This window comes from Cobetia sp. UIB-001 (assembly GCF_044789135.1).
Classification (GTDB): Bacteria; Pseudomonadota; Gammaproteobacteria; order Pseudomonadales; family Halomonadaceae; genus Cobetia; species Cobetia amphilecti.
Genome location: NZ_CP058244.1, coordinates 870,411 through 892,834, shown reverse-complemented (window position 1 = coordinate 892,834; position 22,424 = coordinate 870,411). Strand labels below are relative to the sequence as shown.

19 protein-coding genes are annotated in these 22,424 nt (G+C 59.6%); 11 read left to right on the top strand and 8 right to left on the bottom strand.

Annotation, left to right across the window (positions count from 1 at the left end; all coding sequences use genetic code 11):
• Positions 1-230: 230 nt before the first annotated feature.
• The 3 genes from HA399_RS03790 to zwf are packed head-to-tail and all read right to left on the bottom strand — an operon-like array spanning position 231 to position 3,134.
• The gene (locus tag HA399_RS03790; RefSeq protein WP_043332465.1) at positions 231-893 is read right to left on the bottom strand and encodes a bifunctional 4-hydroxy-2-oxoglutarate aldolase/2-dehydro-3-deoxy-phosphogluconate aldolase; all 663 of its coding nucleotides are present in this window, start codon (positions 891-893) and stop codon (positions 231-233) included.
• Positions 894-949: 56 nt separating this feature from the next.
• Positions 950-1,642 (bottom strand): 6-phosphogluconolactonase, encoded by a 693-nt coding sequence (gene pgl / locus HA399_RS03785; RefSeq protein ID WP_054555072.1) that lies wholly within the window; start codon positions 1,640-1,642, stop codon positions 950-952.
• A gap of 1 nt (position 1,643) precedes the next feature.
• A complete protein-coding gene (gene zwf, locus HA399_RS03780; RefSeq protein ID WP_043332469.1) occupies positions 1,644-3,134 on the bottom strand; it encodes a glucose-6-phosphate dehydrogenase in 1,491 nt (496 codons plus the stop codon).
• A gap of 390 nt (positions 3,135-3,524) precedes the next feature.
• Here zwf and HA399_RS03775 point away from each other — a divergent pair, with 390 nt between their 5' ends.
• The 6 genes from HA399_RS03775 (at position 3,525) to HA399_RS03750 (ending at position 9,597) form a co-directional block, all read left to right on the top strand.
• On the top strand, positions 3,525-4,382 hold the full coding sequence (locus HA399_RS03775) for a MurR/RpiR family transcriptional regulator (protein WP_043332471.1): 858 nt from the start codon (positions 3,525-3,527) through the stop codon (positions 4,380-4,382).
• Between the two features lie 220 nt (positions 4,383-4,602).
• Positions 4,603-5,484 (top strand): putative selenate ABC transporter substrate-binding protein, encoded by an 882-nt coding sequence (locus HA399_RS03770; RefSeq protein ID WP_199852379.1) that lies wholly within the window; start codon positions 4,603-4,605, stop codon positions 5,482-5,484.
• Between the two features lie 4 nt (positions 5,485-5,488).
• Positions 5,489-6,217, top strand: a complete 729-nt coding sequence (locus HA399_RS03765; protein ID WP_404326105.1) for an ATP-binding cassette domain-containing protein — start codon at positions 5,489-5,491, stop codon at positions 6,215-6,217.
• On the top strand, positions 6,207-7,766 hold the full coding sequence (locus HA399_RS03760) for an ABC transporter permease (RefSeq protein ID WP_404326103.1): 1,560 nt from the start codon (positions 6,207-6,209) through the stop codon (positions 7,764-7,766). The genes HA399_RS03765 and HA399_RS03760 overlap by 11 nt, the downstream gene beginning before the upstream one ends.
• Before the next feature lie 69 nt (positions 7,767-7,835).
• A complete protein-coding gene (locus HA399_RS03755) occupies positions 7,836-9,122 on the top strand; it encodes a cation diffusion facilitator family transporter (RefSeq protein ID WP_404326102.1) in 1,287 nt (428 codons plus the stop codon).
• Between the two features lie 172 nt (positions 9,123-9,294).
• A complete protein-coding gene (locus tag HA399_RS03750; protein WP_043332474.1) occupies positions 9,295-9,597 on the top strand; it encodes a hypothetical protein in 303 nt (100 codons plus the stop codon).
• A 37-nt stretch (positions 9,598-9,634) separates the two neighbouring features.
• On the opposite strand, the gene HA399_RS03745 is transcribed toward HA399_RS03750, so the two are convergent.
• Both HA399_RS03745 and HA399_RS03740 read right to left on the bottom strand, forming a co-directional pair.
• Positions 9,635-10,810, bottom strand: a complete 1,176-nt coding sequence (locus HA399_RS03745; protein WP_404326101.1) for an O-antigen ligase family protein — start codon at positions 10,808-10,810, stop codon at positions 9,635-9,637.
• A gap of 220 nt (positions 10,811-11,030) precedes the next feature.
• Positions 11,031-11,477 (bottom strand): pilin, encoded by a 447-nt coding sequence (locus HA399_RS03740; protein WP_404326099.1) that lies wholly within the window; start codon positions 11,475-11,477, stop codon positions 11,031-11,033.
• A gap of 574 nt (positions 11,478-12,051) precedes the next feature.
• Here HA399_RS03740 and pilB point away from each other — a divergent pair.
• From pilB to yacG, 5 genes are all read left to right on the top strand, one after another.
• Positions 12,052-13,788 (top strand): type IV-A pilus assembly ATPase PilB, encoded by a 1,737-nt coding sequence (gene pilB / locus HA399_RS03735; RefSeq protein ID WP_404326097.1) that lies wholly within the window; start codon positions 12,052-12,054, stop codon positions 13,786-13,788.
• 174 nt (positions 13,789-13,962) lie between these two features.
• Positions 13,963-15,201 carry a type II secretion system F family protein gene (locus HA399_RS03730; protein ID WP_404326095.1) on the top strand — a complete coding sequence of 413 codons (1,239 nt, stop codon included), beginning with the start codon at positions 13,963-13,965 and terminating at the stop codon, positions 15,199-15,201.
• Positions 15,202-15,292: 91 nt separating this feature from the next.
• The gene (locus HA399_RS03725) at positions 15,293-16,153 is read left to right on the top strand and encodes an A24 family peptidase (protein WP_303568750.1); all 861 of its coding nucleotides are present in this window, start codon (positions 15,293-15,295) and stop codon (positions 16,151-16,153) included.
• On the top strand, positions 16,150-16,800 hold the full coding sequence (gene coaE, locus HA399_RS03720) for a dephospho-CoA kinase (protein WP_404326093.1): 651 nt from the start codon (positions 16,150-16,152) through the stop codon (positions 16,798-16,800). The genes HA399_RS03725 and coaE overlap by 4 nt, the downstream gene beginning before the upstream one ends.
• Positions 16,793-17,038: a DNA gyrase inhibitor YacG gene (gene yacG, locus HA399_RS03715; RefSeq protein WP_043332481.1), complete on the top strand. Its 246-nt coding sequence runs from the start codon at positions 16,793-16,795 to the stop codon at positions 17,036-17,038. The genes coaE and yacG overlap by 8 nt, the downstream gene beginning before the upstream one ends.
• Before the next feature lie 130 nt (positions 17,039-17,168).
• On the opposite strand, the gene HA399_RS03710 is transcribed toward yacG, so the two are convergent.
• The 3 genes from HA399_RS03710 to secA all read right to left on the bottom strand — a co-directional run bounded on the left by HA399_RS03710 (position 17,169) and on the right by secA (position 22,304).
• Positions 17,169-18,122 (bottom strand): Nudix family hydrolase, encoded by a 954-nt coding sequence (locus HA399_RS03710; protein WP_107335407.1) that lies wholly within the window; start codon positions 18,120-18,122, stop codon positions 17,169-17,171.
• A 106-nt stretch (positions 18,123-18,228) separates the two neighbouring features.
• On the bottom strand, positions 18,229-19,452 hold the full coding sequence (gene argJ / locus HA399_RS03705) for a bifunctional glutamate N-acetyltransferase/amino-acid acetyltransferase ArgJ (RefSeq protein WP_404326092.1): 1,224 nt from the start codon (positions 19,450-19,452) through the stop codon (positions 18,229-18,231).
• Between the two features lie 89 nt (positions 19,453-19,541).
• A complete protein-coding gene (gene secA, locus HA399_RS03700) occupies positions 19,542-22,304 on the bottom strand; it encodes a preprotein translocase subunit SecA (RefSeq protein ID WP_404326091.1) in 2,763 nt (920 codons plus the stop codon).
• Positions 22,305-22,424 lie beyond the last annotated feature (120 nt).

The following is a 22,424-nucleotide window of genomic DNA, read 5'->3' as shown; positions in this document are numbered from 1 at the left end:
ACCGGGATCACAACCAGCCCAGCGACTCCAGCCAGACAACTTAGCCTCGCCTCTCTCCCCAGATGACGCGCATAAAAAAGACCCGCCTCGCGAGAGACGGGTCACAAGCAACAGCCAAGCTGTCGAGAGAGAGCAGTACTGGCAGCCTGTCAGCCTCAAGCACGACGGCGTGCATGACGTTGGCAGGCAACCGCTGGATCAGTGGCCAGCACTCATCCAGATATCAGGCTTCAGCGGTGGAAACGCTCTGAGGCTTCACGCGCCAGCTCGCGGATACCATCCCAGTCACCCGCATCGATCAGTTTCTGCGGCGCGACCCAGCTACCACCGACACACATCACGTTCTTGAGCGCGAGGTAGTCAGCGGCGTTGCTCAGGGAAATGCCGCCAGTCGGGCAGAAGCGAGCTTCGCTGATCGGGCCACCGAAGGACTTGATCGCATTGACGCCGCCCGCGGCTTCCGCCGGGAAGAACTTGAAGCGACGGTAACCGTACTGCCAGCCCGTCATCAGCTCCGAGACGGTCGCGACACCCGGCAGCATCGGTACGCTGCTGGTCACGCCGTACTGGTACAGCGCTTCGGTGGTGCCCGGCGTGACGATGAAGTCGACGCCCAGCTCTTCCACCTGGCGATACTGTTCCGGCGTCAGCACGGTGCCGGCACCGATGCTGGCGTTGGGCAGCGCTTCACGCATCAGGCGGATGGCTTCCAGCGCGCAGTCGGTACGCAGCGTGACTTCCAGTACGGTCAGGCCACCTTCGTAGAGGGCCTTGCCCAGCGGTACGGCGTCCTCGATGCGCTCGACGGCGATCACCGGCAGCACGGAGGCTTTCTGGCAGATGCTGTCGATCTCGGTGGTACGAGTCGACGGAAGCTGTTTTTCAAAGCTCATGGCGTTCTCCTTGTGCCGCGGCCAGCCTCCCTTGTGGCTGGCCGCGGCCGATGTGATCAGGGGGCCCAGTAAAGCGCCAGCGGCGCGGACAGGAAGGCACGAATCGGCAGTTCACTGACCGCCTCGACGTCGCTCAGCGCGCGCGACAGCACGGCCTGCTTGTCGGTCCCCGTGAGATGAAGCACGGTACGACGCGTCTGGCGCAGACGCTCGAGAGACAGCGTGATACGCGCCTGCGGCACGCTGGGTGCACGCATCGGCACACAGCAATCCGCACTGGTCAGCGCTTCCTGCAGACGGTCACCATCCGGGAACAGCGAGGCCGTATGGCCATCGCCGCCCATGCCGAGAATCAGTGCGGAGGCCGGCCAGGGGAGCGCCGCGATGCGAGCACTCACTTCTGCGCAACCGTCCTCCGGCTCTGCCTCGGCGTTGGTCAGCGGATGGAAGGTGGCGGCACTGGCCGCACCGCTCAGCAGGTGCTCACGCACGAAGCGTGCATTGCTGTCATCGGCGTCTTCGCTCACCCAACGCTCATCGGCGAGGGTGATATCGACCCGCGACCAGTCCAGCGGCTTGTCGCGCAGCGCGGCAAACAGCGGCTTGGGCGTGGAGCCGCCGGAAACCACCAGCAGCGCACGCGCTGACGGATCAACGTCGAGATCAGCACGCAAGGCGGCGGCCAGATACTCGGCGAGAGAGTGTGCGGTCTGTACGCGCGGGTCCTGCTCAGTCACGGTGGCGCTCATCTCAATACTCCTCATACCAGCTGCGACCGTCGCGCGTGATCATCGCGATCGAGGAGACGGGGCCCCAGGAGCCGGCCGGATAACGGCGCGGTGTGGCGGCGCGGGATTCCCAGCCATCGATGAGGGTATCGACCCAGCGCCAGGCGTGTTCGATCTCGTCACGACGCACGAACAGATACTGCTGGCCCTTGATGACCTCAAGCAGCAGACGTTCGTAAGCTTCCGGAATACGGCGCTTGGGGAAGGCGCTGTTGAAGTCGAGGTCCAGCGGGCCCGGACGCAGACGCATGCCCTTGTCGAGACCGGAGTCCTTGGTCAGCACCTGCAGGGAGATGCCTTCGGACGGCTGAAGACGAATGATCAGCTTGTTGGCCGCCAGCGAGCGCTGGTCCGGATCGAAGATGTAGTGCGGCTGCTGACGGAAGTGGATCACGATCTGTGACAGCTTCTCCGGCATGCGCTTGCCGGTCCGCAGGTAGAACGGCACACCGGCCCAGCGCCAGTTGGAGACTTCGGTCTTGAAGGCCACGAAGGTCTCGGTCTGGGATTCGGTGTTGGCACCCTCTTCCTCGAGGTAGCCCGGCACGTGCTGGCCATCGACGGCACCCGCGATGTACTGACCACGCACCAGATCCGTGTTGAGACGCTCGCCGGTGATCGGGCGCAACGCCTTGAGCACCTTGACCTTCTCGTCACGAATGGCGTCTGCGTCCAGGTTGGACGGCGGGTCCATCGCGATCAGACACAGCAGCTGCAGCAGGTGGTTCTGCACCATGTCACGCAGCTGACCGGCCTGATCGAAGTAGCCCCAGCGCCCTTCGATGCCGACCTTCTCCGCCACGGTGATCTCGACGTGGGAAATCTGGTTCTGATTCCACTGGTTGCCGAACATCGGGTTGGCGAAGCGCAGCGCGATCAGGTTCTGGACGGTTTCCTTGCCCAGATAGTGATCGATACGATAGATCTGGGATTCGTGGAAGACGGCGCCGATCGCGTCGTTGACGACGCGCGAGCTCTCCAGATCAGAGCCGATCGGCTTCTCGACCACGACACGTGAGTGCTCGTCGAGGCAGCCCGCCGCCTGCAGATTGCTGCTGATGTCGCCGTAGATACGCGACGGTACGGAAAGATAGATCATCAGCGGGCGCGGCGACGGCTTGCCCTTAGCATCCACACGCCAATCGGCAATTGCGGAATAGCCTTCCACGGTGCTGAAGTCCAGCGCCGCATAGCTGATGCGAGAGAGGAAGCGCTCGATGCATTCCTTCTCGAGGTGTTCCGGCTTGACGCGCTCCTTGAGCGCCGCCTGCACGGTGTCCTTGAAGGATTCGAGGCTGACATCCTGACGCGCCAGACCGATCAGGCGAGTTGCCTTCTCGAGCAGACCGTCACGGTCGAGGTGATAGAGGGCTGGATATAGCTTGCGCTTGGCGAGGTCGCCCAAGGCGCCGAACAGGGCAATATCCACGCCCGGAATGATGTCGGAACTCATGCCGCCGATTTCTCCCGTCGAAACTGCCCTGTATGCCGAAATGACCGACAAGGTGGGCGACTTCGAACCCGCTTCCTGGAAGGCTGCGCAGGCTGGCGCGGCGAGGAGAGGCTCGAATGACACACGGCACCGGGAAGGCGTTGGCGATACATGGCTGGTTATATTAACAACAAATGTAGCGATAACGCCGCTGTCACTCAAGACAATTCGCCCCACAAATAGGTAAACTTACCTAAAAGTGGTAGTCAGCGGCGCTTTCGCTTTCACCTCGTCCTTCGCGCCCCTGGATCAGCAAGTGACCCAAAGAGATGCTTGGCCTACCAGACGAGTGAGGCTAGGATGCCCAGATTACGTAGTTATTTCACTACACAATGGCAGGGTAACAGGCGAATGGCAGTACACGACCTCATCAATCGCATCCGTGAACGTCTCGACGAGCTCAATCGCTCCGAGCGCAAGGTCGCCGACGTCATTCTGGCGGACCCGGCTGCGGCCACCGGCATGAGCATCGCGGCGCTCGCTCAGGCCTCGCTGGTCAGTGAGCCGACCGTCAACCGCTTCTGTCGCAACTTCGATGCCAAGGGCTTCCCCGACTTCAAGATCAAGCTGGCCCAGAGTCTGGCCGGCGGCACGCCCTACGTGTCGCGCAGTGTCGATCAGAACGATGATGCCGCGGCCTATGGCGACAAGATTCTCGGCGCCACCGTGGCCGCGCTCGACGATGCCCGTCGCGCACTGGACCCCAGACGCATCGAACGCGCCGTCGACTACCTGAGCCAGGCCAAGCAGATCTGCTTCTTCGGCCTTGGCGCCTCAGGCCCGGTCGCGGCGGATGCCCAGCACAAGTTCTTCCGCTTCAACCTGCCGGTCATGGCCTATGAAGACGTGCTCATGCAGCGCATGGTGGCCGCCGCCTGCCATACCGGCGACGTGATCGTGATCATCTCCTACACCGGGCGCACCCGCGAGCTGGTCGATATCGCCAAGCTCGCACGCAGCAATGGCGCTGCGGTACTGGGCATCACCGCTCCGGACTCTCCGCTGGCGCGCGAGTGCACCGAGGTGCTGGAAGTCATGGCACCGGAAGACACCGATATCTATATGCCGATGACCTCACGCATGATCCACCTGGCCCTGATCGACGTGCTGGCCACCGGCGTGACGCTGCGCCGCGGAGAAGACTTCCAACAGCACCTCAAGAAGATCAAGGACAGCTTGAAGGACACCCGTTTCCCACCGGAGTCTTGAGCACTAGCCACCAAGTCATCAGCCCCAGCTACGGCAAATGAGCTCTTCCTGCGCAGCCATTCAACGCGCTACTGACGCTTCAGCGTCACTTGAGCGATCCTTCAGGCATGGCGCGGGGCTTGCACCCGCGTGATCAAGACACAACAATACGCGCCATACCCCCTGACATGCGGTGCTCGCCGCATGATGTCTCATGTCGTGAATGCTGAGGATGCTTCCCATGCGCTGGCTGGCCACTGCTGCTCTGACCCTGATTTCCGCCCTTCCCGTGACCATGAGTCTGGCTCAGGCCGACACCTTCAAGTTCACGGCGATTCCGGATGAAGACGAGTCACGCCTGGTGGAGCGTTTCGACAAGGTCGCCGACTATCTGGAAGAGAAGCTGGGCGTCGATGTCGAGTATGTGCCGGTCAAATCCTACAGCGCCGCCGTCAGCGCCTTCCGCAATGATCAGATCCAGATGGCCTGGTTCGGCGGCCTGACAGGCGTTCAGGCACGTCAGATGGTGCCGGGCTCCGTCGCCATCGCCCAGGGCGTGGAAGATGCCGCCTTCCGCAGCTACTTCATCGCACGTCGCGACCTCAAGCTGGCCGGCGATGCCGCCGAGCCGCTGGACGCCTTGCCCGACTCCCTCGAAGGCCACTCCTTCACCTTCGGCGCCAAGACCTCCACTTCAGGCCGCCTGATGCCGGAATACTATCTGCGCGAGCAGTTCCAGCAGGCGCCGGACGCCCTGTTCAGCCGCGTCGGTTTTTCCGGCGACCACTCACGCACCATCGCACTGGTCGCCGCCGGCACCTATGACGTGGGCGCAGTCAACTTCGCGGTGTGGGAAGCGGCAGTCAAGGACGGCAAGGTCGACCCGAGCAAGGTGCAGGTGCTGTGGCAGACGCCGGCCTACCCGGATTATCAGTGGACCATTCGTGGCGATGCCGACAGCCACTTCGGCGCGGACTTCACTGCCCATGTCACCACGGCCCTGCTGGACATGAAGGACCCGGACCTGCTCGAGAGCTTCCCGCGCTCCGGCTTCATTCCGGCCAGCAACGATGACTACGCGCCGATCAAGACCGTCGGTGAACAGCTCGGTCTGCTGCGCTGAGCTCATGACCCAGGAAACACCCTCTCCACTGCTGCACCTTTCGCAGGATCACCTCGGCCATGGCGCCGAGGTGGTCTTGCGTGATCTGGATATTCGCCTCCTGCCGGGCGAGCGCATCGCCCTGCTCGGTGCAAGTGGCGCAGGCAAGTCCACGCTGCTGGAAGCCCTGCGCGCCGCGCTGCAACAGCGCGACGTAGCGGCCGCCTGGTGCCCTCAACGCCAGGGGCTGGTGCCGCAATTGTCGGTCTACCACAACATCTTCATGGGCCGGTTGGACCAGCACTCACGGCTGACCAACCTGCTCAATCTGCTGCGCCCGAAACCTGCTCACTGGCAGGCGGTCGCCACATTGTGCGAACCGCTGGGTATCGCCGGCCTGATGGAGCGCTCCGTCGAGGCGCTTTCCGGCGGTCAGCGCCAGCGTGTCGCCATCGCACGCGCGCTCTATCAGGGCCATGATCTGTTCCTCGGTGACGAGCCCGTCGCAAGCGTGGACCCACATCAGGCCAGCCAGTTGATCCAGCTGATTCACGCCCGCCACGCTACCAGCGTGGTAGCGCTTCATCAGCGTGAGTTGGCACTCACTCACTTCACGCGCGTGATCGGGCTTGGCAAACAGGCTGACGGCCAGGGGCGCGTGCTGCTGGATGTCACGACCGACGGACTGACGCCCGGCGACCTGGATTTCCTGTACCCCGCTGCGGCGACCCGCGAGTCATCCGATGTCAGCTGACCCTTCCACCATGACGGCAGAGCTGCGCCATCCCCCTCGCTGGTGGCAGGCACGCAGTGATGGCGCGCGTCTGTTGCGCCTCGGTGGTGGTCTGGTCATCGCGATGCTGGTGCTGGTGCCCTTCGCCCATCTCTCCGTTACCTCGCGCGATCCCTGGCAGGAACTGGGCCGCATGCTGGCGGGTCTGGCGTCGCCAGCTCCCGGCGCACTGGAATCACCGCTGCACGCTCTGATCCTGACCATCGCCTTCGCGCTGTGGGGCACCCTGCTGGGCGCGTTGATCGGGCTGCCACTGGCATTGGTCTACTCTCGCTCGCGCCTGCTGCGGGGCATCTGCGCCGGGCTGCGTGCGGTGCATGAGCTGTTCTGGGCGCTGCTGTTGCTGCAGGTGTTCGGGCTATCGGCCGCCACGGCGCTGGCGGCGATCACGATTCCCTATGCGGCGACCTTCGCCAAGGTCTATGCCGAGATTCTCGAACAACTGCCGCAGGCGCCACTCAAGGCACTGCCCTATGCCAGCTCGCGCGCGATGCGCTTTGTGTATGCAGAACTGCCGATGGCGTGGCGGCGCATGGCCAGCTACACCCGCTATCGCTTCGAATGCGGACTGCGCGCCAGCGTCCTGCTCGGTTTCGTCGGCTTGCCCACGCTGGGCTTCTATCTGGAAAGCGCCTTTCGCGAGGGCCGTTACGCCGAGGCGGGCGCCCTGCTGTGGATCTTCTATCTGCTGATCGCCACGCTCCCATGGTGGGGGCACCGTCGGGCGTTGCCGGTACTGGCCATCGCCAGCCTCTGGTGGCTGGGGCCATGGCCCGATGTCAGCCCGACCCTGCTGTGGCGCTTCATCAGCCATGACATCTGGCCGGCGCCGCTGGTCAATGCATCATTCGAGTCACTGACCTCGGGCGAGCTCGCGACAGGCCTGCTGCAATGGGCCAGTCACCTGCCCGATCTGCTGCCCGCCATCGGCAATACCTTGCTGCTCGGCCTGCTGGGCACCGCCGGTAGTCTGCTGATCGCCATGCTGCTATGGCCGCTGGCCAGCCGCCATGTGGGCAACCGCCTCTCGCAACACTCGGCCAACGGCCTGCTGATCTTCCTGCGCACCACGCCGGAGCTGATTCTGGCCTTCATCCTGCTGTTGCTGCTGGGGCCCTCGCTGCTGCCCGCCTGGCTGGCGCTAGCGCTGCACAACGGCGCGATCATCGCCTTCCTGTGTGCTCGCCATGCCAACCAGATTCAGCTGCCGCCCAGTCGCCCGCAGGGCAAGTTCGAATGCTGGCTCTATGAGCTCAACCCGCGTGTCGCCCCCGGCATGTTCGCATTGCTGCTCTACCGCGCCGAGACCATCATTCGCGAGACGGCCATTCTCGGCATGCTGGGGGTGGTGACGCTGGGCTTCCATATCGACTCGAGCTTCGAATACCTGATGTTTGATCAGGCATTTGCCTTGCTGGTGCTCACCGCCATACTCAATATCGGCGTTGATAGCCTCGCGCGGCGCCTGCGCCCCAGCGGCGAGATCTCTGAAGACAGCTGCGTGCGCTGACTCCTGCCCTACGCAGGAGTAGGCGCTGACTTCATGACGCACCCGACTCCCCTTTGAGCGAGCCTTCCCATGCCTCAATCGTCACCCGCAGGTGCTGCCAGCACGGCAAGCGCCAAGCGTGAAGCGCAGCGCATCACCTTGATCGGCGCGGCGCTGGATGGCGTGCTGGGTGTCGCGAAGCTCATCGTCGGCAAGCTGGTCGGCTCACAGGCACTGATCGCCGATGGCATCCATTCCCTGTCAGACCTGGTGACGGATGCCTTCGTGTTGGTGGCGACTCACTACGGCCGCCAGGCGCCGGATCGCTCACATCCGTGGGGGCATGAGCGCATCGAGACGCTCGGCACCCTGGTACTCGGCAGTCTGCTGCTGGCCGTGGCGGGCGCCATTGGCTGGGAAGGCATTTTGCGCAGCTGGGAGCTGATGTTCGGCTCACTGACCATTCCGCTACCCGGTGCTCTGGGTATCGGCATCGCGATCCTCTCTCTGCTCGGCAAGGAAGGTATCTTTCGCGCCACGCTGAAGGTCGCGCGCAAGCAGAAATCCAAGCTGCTGGAAGCCAATGCCTGGCACTCGCGCAGTGATGCGCTCTCCACCGTGGCGGTGCTGATAGGCCTGATCGGTACCCAGCTGGGGGCCAGCTGGCTGGATGGCATCGCGGCGGTCGTCGTTGGTGTGATGGTGGGCAAGATCGGCGCCTCCTTGGCCTGGGAGGCCTCGCGCGAACTGATCGACACCGCCCTGCCACGCGAACAGCAACACGCCATGCGTGAGTGCTTGCTGTCACTGCCGGAGGTGCGTGGTGCCCATGACCTGCGCAGCCGTACTCTGGCCGGCCGTATCGTGCTGGAAGTCCACCTGCTGGTCGCGCCACGCATCAGCGTCTCGGAAGGCCATGCCATCGGCCACCACGCAGTGGCTCGCCTCAAGGCCGAATTCCCCCAGCTCAGTGATGTGCTCTATCACATCGACCCCGAAGATGACTCGCATCTCGGCCAGGCTAGCCTAGCGCAGCCCACGCTACAGCAGCCCCTGCCCCTGCGCAGCGACATCATCGCCGCACTCGATGAATGCTGGCAGCAGTCACCCCTCTGGCAGGCGCGCAGCGGCCTCACACTGCATTATGTCAACCATGCCACCACCCCTGCTGGCACCGACTCGTCGGCCCCGCATGTAGATATCCTGCTGGAGTTGCCGGGTTGTGCTATGGAAGCCGCCTCAGAAACGGCTCTGCAATGTAACCACGACGCTGACTCACGCAACGCATCAATCGTCGAGATGGAACGCCTTGCAGCGGCCCTAAAGTGGTTCGGCAAGCTGGAGATCGGTGTGATGTCACATATCCACCAGCGCTGACGTGTGGGTTACACTGCAGGCAAAGGCAGGCATGGCATCCTGCACTTCAGAGGCAGGCTTGGGTTGATCCCTCATCGTTCAAAAGCGCTCAAAGGCGTTCCAGGTATCGTCATCAAGACCAGAATTCACCCTCGAACTCAAAGACAGACATCCACCAGACAAGGAGCACGCCATGAGCAACGCATCCGGCGAAATGCACAAGACACGCATCATCAGCGAGCTGAAAGGTTTCATCCGCAAGCTGCTGCAAGACCCGAAGATTCTCGAACAGTCACTGGTCGTGGCGCGAGCGCGCCTCAAGGAAGGGGCGGAACAAGGAAAGAATGAGCAAGCAGTGCTGGCTATCATCGCCAACGAGATTTCTGACACTACCAGCATCCATATCCCGGAAGATCCCGCAGAACACTCCGATGCAGACAAGCTGTTCCTGGAGCTGCTGAAGGATGTGGTGGAAGAAGAAGAAGCGCTTTATTGAAATTCAACTTACGAAGGCGTGCACTATCGTGCACGCCTCACTCTGCAAGAAAATACGGATATAATCTATTATAGGATATCTGCTCATGATTATAGGCAACTATAGAAGCCTTAAAGCCAGAAATTAATAAAAGCCCAATAAGAACAATACCAACTACTATTGCCAATGTAAAATATCGCATTCTAGAAAACTTCTCTGAATAACTTGCGAGAAGTTGCAATCTATCATCTCCCGACAAGCTATATATCAACACAAGAGATATCATGAACTGTGATATTGCTGGTGCGTAGATCGCACTAAAGTTAGACAGCATAAATATCGAGAAAGGTGGAATAGCTTTTGAAGTGACTATACAACATCCATCTAGGCGCTTTCTAACCATAAAATAAAGCAATACAAAAACAGCTAATAGCAAGCTAAACCCAAAAGCAAGCCCGAATCTATAAGTCATATCTAAAATAAAATTATGCGGATGCTGCTCAGATCGCCCAATTAGTTTAGCAGCATTTTGAAATGAAAAAAAGTTATGGCCGATTAATACACTAGACCAATCTTCAAAAATGCCCTCGATAGCCAAAGCCCATAAAACTAATCTACCGCTACCACCTCGATCAACAAAACCTTCGCCAAGAGCCCCACCGAACCACCATTTATAGCTTACAACAATACAAGCGACAACTACAAAAAAAAATATGATTAAAAAAGTAATATATTTCCTGTTGGATGCGAGAAAGATCAGAAACAAAAATGATAATATAACAGACAGAACAACACCCCTACTGCCAAGTATTAATACATGAAAAAACACAAAGCAACCTGATAAGAAAATCATAAAACCTAGTATGGAGCGAAGACATAGCTTATTATCCGCAAACATACAAATCACCAATAAAATGTAAATTAATTGTATATGCCCGTAAAATCTAGGATTAGAAAAACCTACTAAAGTGTCGTATTTATGCAGCTCTCCACATGCAACTTCTGCCATGAATATTACATAGAGCAAACTATTCACAACTATAAAAACGCTTACAAAAATTACTACACACAATAAAGCTACTCTTTCAGAAACAAAGCATCTAACCTTATAGATAAAAATAGCTATAAAAAGATATAAAGCCAAATACATAATATATGGATCAAGCCAATCTACCTGACCAAGAATGGCGCTGCTTACACACCAATTTATAAGCAAAAAAAGCAGCACAGACACATCAAACACAAGATACTGCCATAAGGTAAGAGAATGAACAAAAAGCAAGACGAGTGTTCCAAAAACAAGAAACTGGACAGACCGATTATAATTATAGCTATTCGAAAGCAAAAAAACACAAGCAAGAAGAAAAGTTAAAAACATAAAACTAACAGCGAACTTATCGCTCGCTGTTAGTTTTTTTAATTTACTAATTAAAATCAATGGCACTTGACTTTAATTAGGTAGAGGTTGTGGATCGGCAGTCCGCCGGAACCCATGCTGCATCCATAGCATCATTACGAGTGCAAGACCAAGTAATACTACCGCCATCAGTTGCTGAGTCAGGAGTAAGAGTCAGTTCGGCCGTATCTGCAACTGTAGCATTATAATTAACAGTAATTACACCGCCAGTACCAACAGTTACAGAGTCAACTGCATTACCTGTGATTTTATTTGCTGCTTGCAAGCCTGCCGCGTCATTAGATGTTGGGAAATTACTTGAAGTAGAATACACCTCGGTAACAGCTGTCTTTGCTGCAGCCGCCAGCTGCAAACCTTCTGAGACATTAGCCCGCTTAGTGTAATCCTGGTAACGCGGAATGGCTATAGCAGCCAAAATTCCAATTATGGCAATAACGATCATCAGCTCGATCAGTGTAAAACCAGCTTGTTGCTTGCGTGTCATGGTGTGACTCCCTTGCATTTGCGTAGTGAGATCAGGTCGTACGTCCTGAAACCCCGGTTACCTTCCCTGACCAGCAGGATGTTACAGAAGAATGTCAGTATGGGCGTATGCTTCTAATTATTCCCAACAACATCTTCACCAGCATAACATCTTGATATCACGGGGTGTCGACCGGACGGGACGAGTGATACCACAGCCACAGTTCAGGTGCCATTGCCATGTCGCAAGACGCTTGCTTGGCGGCGCTGACGGCTGCTTGGTTGTTACAATAGATTACACTCGGTGACATTGCAAGCAACGAACACAAAAACTTTGTGCTCGAGACTCAGGCGCTCTTCAACGTTACTCCCAACCCAGCAGCGTTTGGCTAGCTCCCCTCCACAAACCCTATCCTCCTTTCATGTCATGAATGCGCCATTCCTAGCGCTGGGCAATCCAGCTACACTCTTCTGCAAGACGATGTTTGTAATACGATGGCTTACCGCACCAGAGTTCACGCACAGCGCATCAGCGCCTGCTTCACGTTTGAAGCAGTCAAAGTAGGCCCATTGGCAACTGCAACAGGAAGAGTGTCATGCCCCAGTCAGAACACACGCTAAAAGGATTTGCTGCACGACTGGTCGACTCTGGCCTGCTCGAACCACAGGCAGCACAGCTGGCTGAACAGGAAGCCAATGAGGCCGGAGAAAGCCTGTTGCTGCATATCATCGCGCACGGCCTGGTGACGGCACGTGACGCGACATTGGCGGCCGCCTGGGAATACGGCTTACCGTATGTGGATCTCGATGCCCTTCGTATCGACTCGCTGCCTTCCATTGATGAGCTGCCCGAGAAAGTCTTGCGCAAGCTGGGAGTATTGCCACTCTATCGCCGCGAGCATCGCCTGACCGTCGGTGTGCCCTCCCCATCGACGCTCACGCATCTTGATGAACTGCAATTTGCCACCGGCTTGTCGATCGAGAGTGTCCTAGTCGCCGCCGACCAGCTGACGCCGGCATTGGAGCAGTACCTGGAGGCCGGCGAAGAAAGCGCCATGGACATGCTGAGCGAAGATGGCGAAGCGCTTGATGGGCTGGATTTCGAGGGCGAAGAAGATAACAACCATGACATGGCGATCACGGCCAGCAGTGACGATGCACCGGTGGTGCGCTTCGTTCACAAGGTGCTGCTGGATGCCATCAAGCGTGGCGCCTCGGATATCCACTTCGAGCCCTACGAATCCACCTATCGCATTCGTTTTCGTATCGATGGCATGTTGATCGAGAATACTCGCCCGCCCTTCAATATGCGCAATCGTATCTCGGCGCGCCTGAAAGTCATGTCGCGCATGGATATTTCCGAGCGCCGTTTGCCGCAGGATGGTGCAATCAAATTGCGTCTGTCCAAGTCCCGCTCCATCGACTTCCGTGTCAATACACTGCCCACCGTGTACGGCGAGAAGCTGGTGCTGCGTATCCTCGACCCCAGCTCGGCCAAGATGGGCATCGAGGCGCTGGGATTTGAACCCGAGCAACGCGCCATGTTCGAGAAGACGCTGGATCAGCCACAGGGCATGATTCTGGTCACTGGCCCGACCGGTAGCGGCAAGACCGTGACGCTCTACACCGGCTTGAATATCCTCAATACACCGGAGCGCAATATCTCGACGGCGGAAGATCCGGTCGAGCTCAAGGTAGAAGGCGTCAACCAGGTCAACGTGCTGCCCAAGATCGGCCTGGACTTCGCTTCGGCCCTGCGCGCCTTCCTGCGCCAGGATCCCGATGTGGTGATGGTCGGGGAAATTCGTGACAAGGAAACCGCCGAGATTGCCGTCAAGGCGGCACAGACCGGTCACCTGGTACTTTCTACCTTGCACACCAACTCGGCGCCCGAGACACTGACACGCCTGAGCAACATGGGAATTGCCCCCTTCAATATCGCGAGTTCCGTCTCGTTGATCATCGCTCAGCGCCTTGCTCGCCGCCTGTGTACCCACTGCCGACAGCCCGCGGAGATTCCGCCCGAGGCGATGGCCTCGATGGGCTTCAGTGAAGACAATGGCTTCAGTGCAGCAGAACTCGCGGCCGCAACCATATTCCGCCCCGTCGGTTGCAGCCAGTGCACGCTGGGTTACAAGGGGCGAGTCGGCATCTATGAAGTCATGCCGATCTCGGATGAGATGAGCCGCTTGATCATGCGTGAGGGCACCGCCATCGAGCTGGCAGACCAGGCGCGCAAGGAAGGGCTTTCAGACCTGAGGCGTAGCGGCTTGCGCAAGGTGATGTCGGGCATGACCTCGCTGGAAGAAGTCAATCGCATCACCAAGGACTGAGTCGCTGCTGCAGGCCAAGCATGAAATGTTGTCCATGCTGGCGACAGCGATCAATACGCCAGATAGCTGACTTTTGCTCAGTCATCAGGCACATTGTAGACAAGATGACCCAGGCATTGATCATGGCTAGACCTTCAATGCCTGCTCCCCATTTATCAGGGAACGATAACTGACATGGCAACTCCCAGAACTGCCAAGAAAGACAAGAAAAAAGCGGGCATTGAAACTTGGCAATGGTCGGGCAAGAACTCGCGCGGTGAAAACGTCAAGGGCGAGCTGATGTCGGCCAACGTCGATCAGGTCAAGAGCACGCTGGTCAGCCAGGGGATCGTGCTCAAGCGCCTGCGCAAGAAGTCCTCCCTGTTTGGCGGCAGCAAGAAGGTCAGTGGCAAGGATGTCACCATGTTCGCCCGTCAGATGGCGACCATGATCCGTGCTGGCGTACCGGTACTTCAGGCATTTGGCATCGTGGCTGAAAGCATGAAGAGTCCAGGCATGCGTCATCTGGTCGAAGACATGATGAATCAGGTGGGAGCAGGCGCCAGCTTTTCGGAAGCCTTGCGCAAACACCCCCAGCATTTTGATAACCTGTTTGCCAATCTGGTTGAAGCTGGCGAACAAGCTGGCGCCTTGGACAAGATGCTCGACCGTGTCGCAACTTATAAAGAAAAGATTGATTCACTCAAGGCGCGCGTCAAGAAAGCCCTTTATTACCCTATCGCCGTGATCGGCGTCGGGATCGGGGTAACAGCTATTCTGTTGATCAAGGTAGTCCCACAATTTGAAACTCTTTTTCAAGGCTTTGGCGCAGAACTCCCAGCATTTACTCAATTGACTATTAATCTGTCTGAGTACGCTCAAAACTACTGGTATGTAGCCCTTGGCATAGTAGTGCTTACTGGAATGCTTATTGCTCAAGGCATGAAACGATCTGAAAAATTTGCTTATGGCTGTCACCGCTTCATGCTCAAGGTACCCGTGCTCGGCGATATTCTGGATAAATCGTCTGTCGCTCGTTACTCACGCACATTGGCCACCACCTTCCAGGCGGGTGTTCCGTTAGTGGAATCGCTTGATACTGCCGCCGGCGCCTCAGGCAACAAGGTCTACGAGCGTGCCATTGCCCAGATCAAGGAAGATGTCTCTACAGGCCAGCAGCTGAACTTCGCCATGCGCAATACGCAATTGTTCCCGACACTGGCGGTGCAAATGGTGGCGATTGGCGAGGAATCCGGCTCACTGGATGCCATGCTCAACAAGGTGGCGGATTTCTACGAAGAAGATGTCGACAACAAGGTAGATGCGCTGACCTCATTGCTGGAGCCCTTGATCATCGTGGTGCTAGGCACCCTGGTGGGCGGGCTTGTGGTCTCGATGTATCTTCCCATCTTCGAGCTGGGCAACGCGATCTAGCACGCGGCCAGTATCTCGGAAGAAGTTTTCATGCCAAGCGGCCGCGCCACCTCAGGGACGCGGCCGTGTCATTTACTGACAAGGACGACTCGTGGAATCACTCGCCCAACTCTCCCCCACACTGCAAGCCTGCCTGGCCGGTATATTCGGTTTGCTGATCGGCAGCTTTCTGAATGTCGTCATCACCCGCCTGCCCGTGATGATGATGCGCCAATGGCGCGCGGAGGCCCGCGAGGCATTGGAGCTGGAAGCCGAAGACACGCCGCGCTTCAATCTGCTGGTGCCCGCATCACGCTGCCCGGGCTGTGACACGCCGATCAAGTGGCACGACAACCTCCCCATTCTCGGCTGGCTGAAGCGGCGTGGTCGCTGCGCCAGCTGCAATACGCGCATCAGCGCGCAGTACCCGCTGGTGGAACTTGCCGGTGGCGCGCTCGGCGCTTCCATCGCGTTGATCTATGGCCTGGAGGCACAGAGCCTGTGGATCTTCGGCGCCTGCCTGACTCTGCTGGTGCTGTCAGTCATCGACTTCCGCACCCAGCTGCTGCCAGATGCCATCACCCTGCCACTGCTGTGGGCAGGCCTCGCCTATCAGCTGCTGTTCCAGCCTCTGATGCTGCCCAGTGCTGTCATCGGCGCGATGGCGGGTTATCTGGTGCTGTGGAGCTTCTACTGGCTATTCAAGCTGATCACCGGCAAGGAAGGCATGGGCTACGGTGACTTCAAGCTGCTCGCCGCGCTGGGTGCCTGGCTCGGCTGGCAGTGGTTGCCGCTGCTGCTGATTCTGTCCGCTGGTCTCGGGGCCGTTCTGGGCATCCTGCTGCAACTGCTGGTACCGCGTCTGCGCGGCGCCCCGATGCCCTTCGGCCCTTACCTGGCGGTTGCCGGCTGGATCGCCCTGCTGTTTGGCACGCCCTTGATGAGCCTCTACCTGAGCGTGATCGGCGCATGACGACGTCCTCTCCAACCCAAGGCCCCATCATCGGTGTCACCGGCGGCATCGGCAGCGGTAAATCGAGCGTCGCGCGGCTATTCGGCGAGCTTGGCATCCAATGGGTGGATGCCGATGATGTCTCGCGCGAAATCGTGCGCCCCGGCGAGACCGCACTGGCCGAGATCATCGCCCACTTCGGCGAGTCGATCGTCACGGCGCAGGGCGAGCTTGATCGCGCCGCGCTGCGCGAGCGGATCTTCGCTGCCCCCGAGGAGCGCCAGTGGCTGGAGCGCTGCACCCATCCGCGTATCCGGGAGCGGATCGTGCAGCACCTGGCGGCCATGACCAGCCCCTATCGCCTGCTGGTCTCTCCGCTGTTGTTCGAGTCCGGCCAGGACAGCCTCGCCTCACGCACCCTGGTGGTGGATGTCAGCCAGGATGTTCAGCTGGCGCGCACACTGAGCCGCGATGGTGTCAGCGAAGCGCAGGTGCGCGCCATCCTCGCGGCCCAGCTGCCACGTGAGACACGACTGGCCAAGGCCGACGATGTCATCGACAATGACGGAAGCCAGGCGCATCTTCGTGAACAGGTAGCGGCCATGGATGCCTACTATCGATCACTGAGCGCCCCCCATACACCGTTTCAGGACACCCCTCATGTCTGATGCCACCGCTTCCCACAATGGCAAGACACCATTGACCGTCGCTTGCCCGCAATGCCGTACCGACGTGGTATGGAGTGCCGCCAGCGAGTTTCGCCCCTTCTGCAGCAAGCGCTGCCAACTGCTCGATCTTGGCGCCTGGGCTGACGAATCCCACAGCATCGCCGGTGAGCCCGCCATGGATGAGACCAGCATCGACGAGATGGTGGCGCGCATGGAGCGCGACATGCATCAGCAGTAGCGCTCGAGAGAGCCCTGCTGGTTCAGACCGATACAAAGCTCGACACTCAAGATGCTGGGCATAAAAAAGACCCTCGAGGCTAGCCTCGAGGGTCTTTTTCGTTCAGGCAGCTGCCATCAACGCGCGATCATCACTTCCAGAAATCACGGATCGATGCGATACCCTGGGCGCCGACGGCGCGTGCGTGATCGCTGTCATAGCGGGACATGCCACCCAGCGCATAGACCGGCATGCACGCCTGCTCGACCAGCCCCTGGAAGTCATGCCAGCCCAGTGGCGGACGCTCAGGGTGCGATGGCGTCACACGCAGCGGCGACAGCGACACGAAGTCACACGCCACACGACCGGCCTGATCCAGCTGCTGCTGATCGTGGGTAGAGGCAGACAACCACTTGTTGGCGGCAATCGGACGCTCGCCCTTTTCCGCCAGCTCCGCCAGACGCACGCTGGTCAGGTGGATACCATCCGCATCGACCTTGTCGAGCATGGACGGTTCGGCGTTGAGCAGCAGACGGGCACCACGCGCATGACAGATCGCCAGCGCCTTCTCGGCACGCGCGATATAGGCCGCCTCATCCAGCTCCTTGGCGCGCAGCTGGACCAGACGCACCCCGTCTTCATCCAGCGCACGCGTCAGACGCGTCTCGAAGACGTCCTCATCGGCCTCTTCCGGCGTGATCAGATACTCGCGCGGCAGCGAGACCGCCCGCAGAATCGGCAGATTCGCCGCCGGGAAGGCGTATTTGTAGAGGTCCTCGATCTCGACCCAGCGCACTGCCTGCCCTTCACGACCAAAGGGCTCGCCAGTGAACTGACGCGTTTCCCACACATCCAGCAGGATGTGCTTGTCCGGGTATTCGTGATGAATACGGATCAGCGGCTGAGCACGAATGATCTCGATGCCCAGCTCTTCGCACAGCTCACGCTTGAGCGCTTCCAGACCGGTTTCGTAAGGCGCCAGCTTGCCACCCGGAAACTCCCACAAGCCGCCCTGATCCACCGTCGAGGGACGACGTGCAATCAGGACCTGGCCCTGTTCGTTTAAGATGGCGGCAGCCGCCACGTGAACCCTTCGCTTCGGCATGATGCCTGTACCTTTGACTCGCGTTGTACATCCGACTCCGCCTCGAGAGGCGAAGCCTGCGGGAGATATTGCATTACCGTTCAGCGTAAGCCTCCGCCCTGGGGCGTCAGCTACGATAATCAGCGTTGATCGAGACGTAATCGTGGGACAGATCCGATGTCCAGATGCGAGCTTCCTGCCGTCCACGTCCCAAGCGGATGCCGATCACCAGCTCCTCCTCGGCCATGGCGGCACTGCCGGCGGCTTCGGTGTAGCTGTCGGCACGACCGCCCTGTTCGACGATGGTGACGCCATTGAGCGTGATCGCGACACCCGTAACGTCCAGCTCTTCCAGCGGCGCACGTCCGACGGCCGCCAGAATGCGCCCCCAGTTGGCGTCGCTGGCATAGAGCGCTGTCTTGACCAGAGGCGAGTGCGCGACGGTAAAGCCGACGGCACGCGCCTCTTCCTGTGAACGCGCCTCGCTGACCTCGATGGTGACGAACTTGGTCGCCCCCTCGCCATCACGAATGATGGCCTGAGCCAGCTCGAGCATGACCTCCGCCAGGGCGGCCTCGAACGCGATCAGGTCTTCACCCTCGACACGCCCGGCCTGCCCCGTGACAGCCAGCATGCAGGCGTCATTGGTGGAGGTATCGGAATCGACGGTGATGCTGTTGAAGCTCTTGACCACCACCCGGCGCAGCATGGCATCGAGCGCCGACTGATCGATGGCGAGATCAGCATCGGTGGTCACGAAGCCCAGCATGGTCGCCATGTTCGGGCAGATCATGCCGGAGCCCTTGGAGACACCCGCCAGCGTCACGCTCTCGCCATTGCTCAGCGCAAGCGTCCGCCAGCTGCCCTTGGGCCGCGTATCGGTGGTCATGATGCCATGCGCCGCGGCAGACCAGTCGCCCTCGCCCAGGTCGGCAAAGGCTGTCGGCAACGCCGCCGTCAGGCGATCCATCGGCAGCGGTTCACCGATCACGCCGGTCGAGAACGGCAATACTGCCTTTGCATCACAGCCGGCGATCTCCGCCAATGCCTGGCAGGTCGCGCGAGCATCGGTCATGCCCTGCTCGCCAGTCCCCGCATTGGCATTGCCGGTGTTGATCACCAGATAACGCGGCCCTTCGACGCCTGCCGTGAGGTGCTCACGTGCGACGTGGACCGGTGCCGCACAGAAGGCGTTGCGGGTAAAAGTGCCTGCAAGACGCGACCCTGCCTCGAGGGCCATGATCACCAGATCACGACGACCCGGCTTCTTGATACCGGCTTCAGCAACCCCGATCTGAAAGCCGGCAATCGCCGGCATGTCAGCGGGAAAAGTGGAAGGCCCTACCGCCATCGCTCACGTCTCCAATCATGGTGTTCTGTGACAACTGCCCCCTGCGAGCCGAATCGACGTGACGCGCAGGGAGACTGTTTGGCGCAGTGTCAGCTCAGCTTGCCGTGGCACTGCTTGTATTTCTTGCCGGAACCGCACGGGCACGGGTCGTTGCGGCCGACCTTGGGCACATCGCGGCGCATCGGCTCGCCATCGCCCTGGGCCTGAGGCTGCGCACCGTATTGTGCCTCGACGACCTCTTCGGCCGCCTGAACGCCGTCTTCACTGACCGCATCTTCATCGACACGGCGCGTTTCGGCGCTGGCCTGCTCGCGCTCGAGGTTGGCACGACGCTCTTCTTCCAGCGTGTCGACCTCTTCCTGGCGACGCACCTGCACGTGGCTGAGAATGCGCACCACGTCGGACTTGATGTTAACCAGCAGCGTCTGGAACTGCTCGAACGCTTCGCGCTTGTATTCCTGCTTCGGGTTCTTCTGGGCATAGCCGCGCAGGTGGATACCGCGACGCAGGTTGTCCATCGCCTGCAGGTGCTCCTTCCAGCGCGTGTCCAGCACCTGAAGCATGACCTGCTTCTCGAAGCGGCGCATCAGCTCAGGGCCAACGGCCTCGACCTTGTCGGCATAAAGCGCTTCATGGGCGGCCTGCAGACGTTCACGCAGCGTTTCCTCATGGAAGTGCTCGTCCTCTTCCGCCCACTGCACCAGCGGCAGGTCGAGGTTGAAGTCGGTCTTGAGGTCGTTCTCGAGGCTCGGCAGGTCCCACTGTTCCGGCAGGCTCTGCGGCGGCACACGCAGGGAGATGGCGTCATCGAGCACCTCGCGACGGATGCCGGCGATGTTCTCGGCGATCTCGTCGGCTTCGAGGATGTCGTTGCGCTGCTCATAGATCACGCTGCGCTGGTCGTTGGCGACATCATCGTACTCGAGCAGCTGCTTGCGCACGTCGAAGTTGCGACCCTCGACCTTCTTCTGCGCGCGCTCGACAGCATTGGAGACCATCTTGTGCTCGATGGCTTCGCCCTTCTCGAGCCCCAGCGCGCCCATCAGACGCTGCACGCGGTCAGAGCCGAACAGGCGCATCAGGCTGTCTTCCAGCGACAGGAAGAAGCGCGTGGAGCCCGGGTCACCCTGGCGACCGGCACGACCGCGCAGCTGGTTGTCGATACGGCGTGATTCGTGACGCTCGGAGCCGATCACGTGCAGACCGCCCGCGGCCAGCACGGCTTCGTGACGCTCCTGCCAGCCATGCTTGATCTCGTTGATCTGCTCTTCGGTCGGCGCTTCCAGCTCGGCAAGCTCGGCTTCCCAGTTGCCGCCCAGCATGATGTCGGTACCACGACCGGCCATGTTGGTCGCGATGGTCACGGCACCCGGACGACCCGCCTGGGCGATGATGGCAGCCTCGCTGACGTGCTGCTTGGCGTTCAGGACGTGATGCTTGACGCCCGCCTTGTGCATCATCTGTGACAGCAGCTCGGAGGTCTCGACCGAAGCGGTACCCACCAGCACCGGACGACCTTCCGCGACCTTCTCGCGGGCATCCTCGATGATGGCGTTGAACTTCTCTTCCGCGGTCAGATAGACCAGATCATTCATGTCCTTGCGCGCGATGGGCTTGTTGGTCGGGATGACCATCACGTCGAGGTTGTAGATCTGACGGAATTCGAAGGCCTCGGTATCGGCCGTACCGGTCATGCCGGACAGCTTGTCGTAGAGACGGAAGTAATTCTGGAAGGTCGTGGATGCCAGCGTCTGGCTTTCCTTCTGGATGGCAACGCCTTCCTTGGCCTCGACCGCCTGGTGCAGGCCTTCAGACCAGCGACGACCGACCATGGTACGCCCGGTGTGCTCATCGACGATGACCACTTCACCGTTGTTGACGATGTAATCCACGTCACGCACGAACAGGTTCTGGGCACGCAGCGCAGAGTGCACGTGGTGCAGCAGGCTCAGGTTCTGGGCTGCATACAGGGAATCCTCCTCCCCGAGCAGCTCCTGGGCACGCAGCAGCGCCTCGACCTTCTGGTGGCCGAACTCGGTCAGCTCGACCTGCTTCTGCTTCTCATCGAGGGTGAAGTCGCCGCTTTCCGGGTCTTCCTCATCGCTGCACTGCTCGAGCTCGCGCGCCATGCGATCGATGATCTTGTAGAGGTCGGTATTCTCTTCCACCGGACCGGAGATGATCAGCGGCGTGCGCGCCTCATCGATCAGGATGGAGTCGACCTCATCGATGATGGCGAAGTGCAGCTTGCGCTGGACCTTGTCTTCCAGCGAGAAGGCCATGTTGTCGCGCAGGTAATCGAAACCGTATTCGTTGTTGGTGCCGTAGGTGATATCGGCCTGATAGGAGGCGCGCTTGTCTTCATTGGGCTGGCCGGAGTAGATGACACCGACACTCAGGCCGAGGAATTCATACAGCGGACGCATCCAGTTGGCATCACGGGTTGCCAGATAGTCGTTGACCGTCACCACGTGGACGCCTTCGCCGGTCAGTGCGTTCAGGTAGACCGCCAGCGTCCCCACCAGCGTCTTGCCCTCACCGGTCTTCATCTCGGCGATGCGACCTTCGTGCAGCGCCATGCCACCGACCATCTGGGTATCGAAGTGACGCATGCCCATGATGCGCTTGCTGGCCTCACGCACGGTCGCGAAGGCTTCCGGCAGCAGCTTGTCGAGGTGTTCCCCTTGCGCGAGACGCTCGCGGAATTCCGCGGTCTTGGCTGTCAGCGCCTCATCGGAGAGCGGCTCAAGCTCGCTCTCGAGCGCATTGATCGCGTTGACCCGCTTGCGCAGGCGCTTCACTTCGCGATCATTCTTGGAACCCACTACCTTGGTCAGGAATTTACCCAGCATATTCTGTCCTTGTACGTGACCCGGGGTCGGGTCACGCCTTCACATATCATGACACTCAAGCGCTGCCGCCAAACGCGATGACAGGGCAGCTCGATGTGGCCCGGGGCCCATCAGGCATTA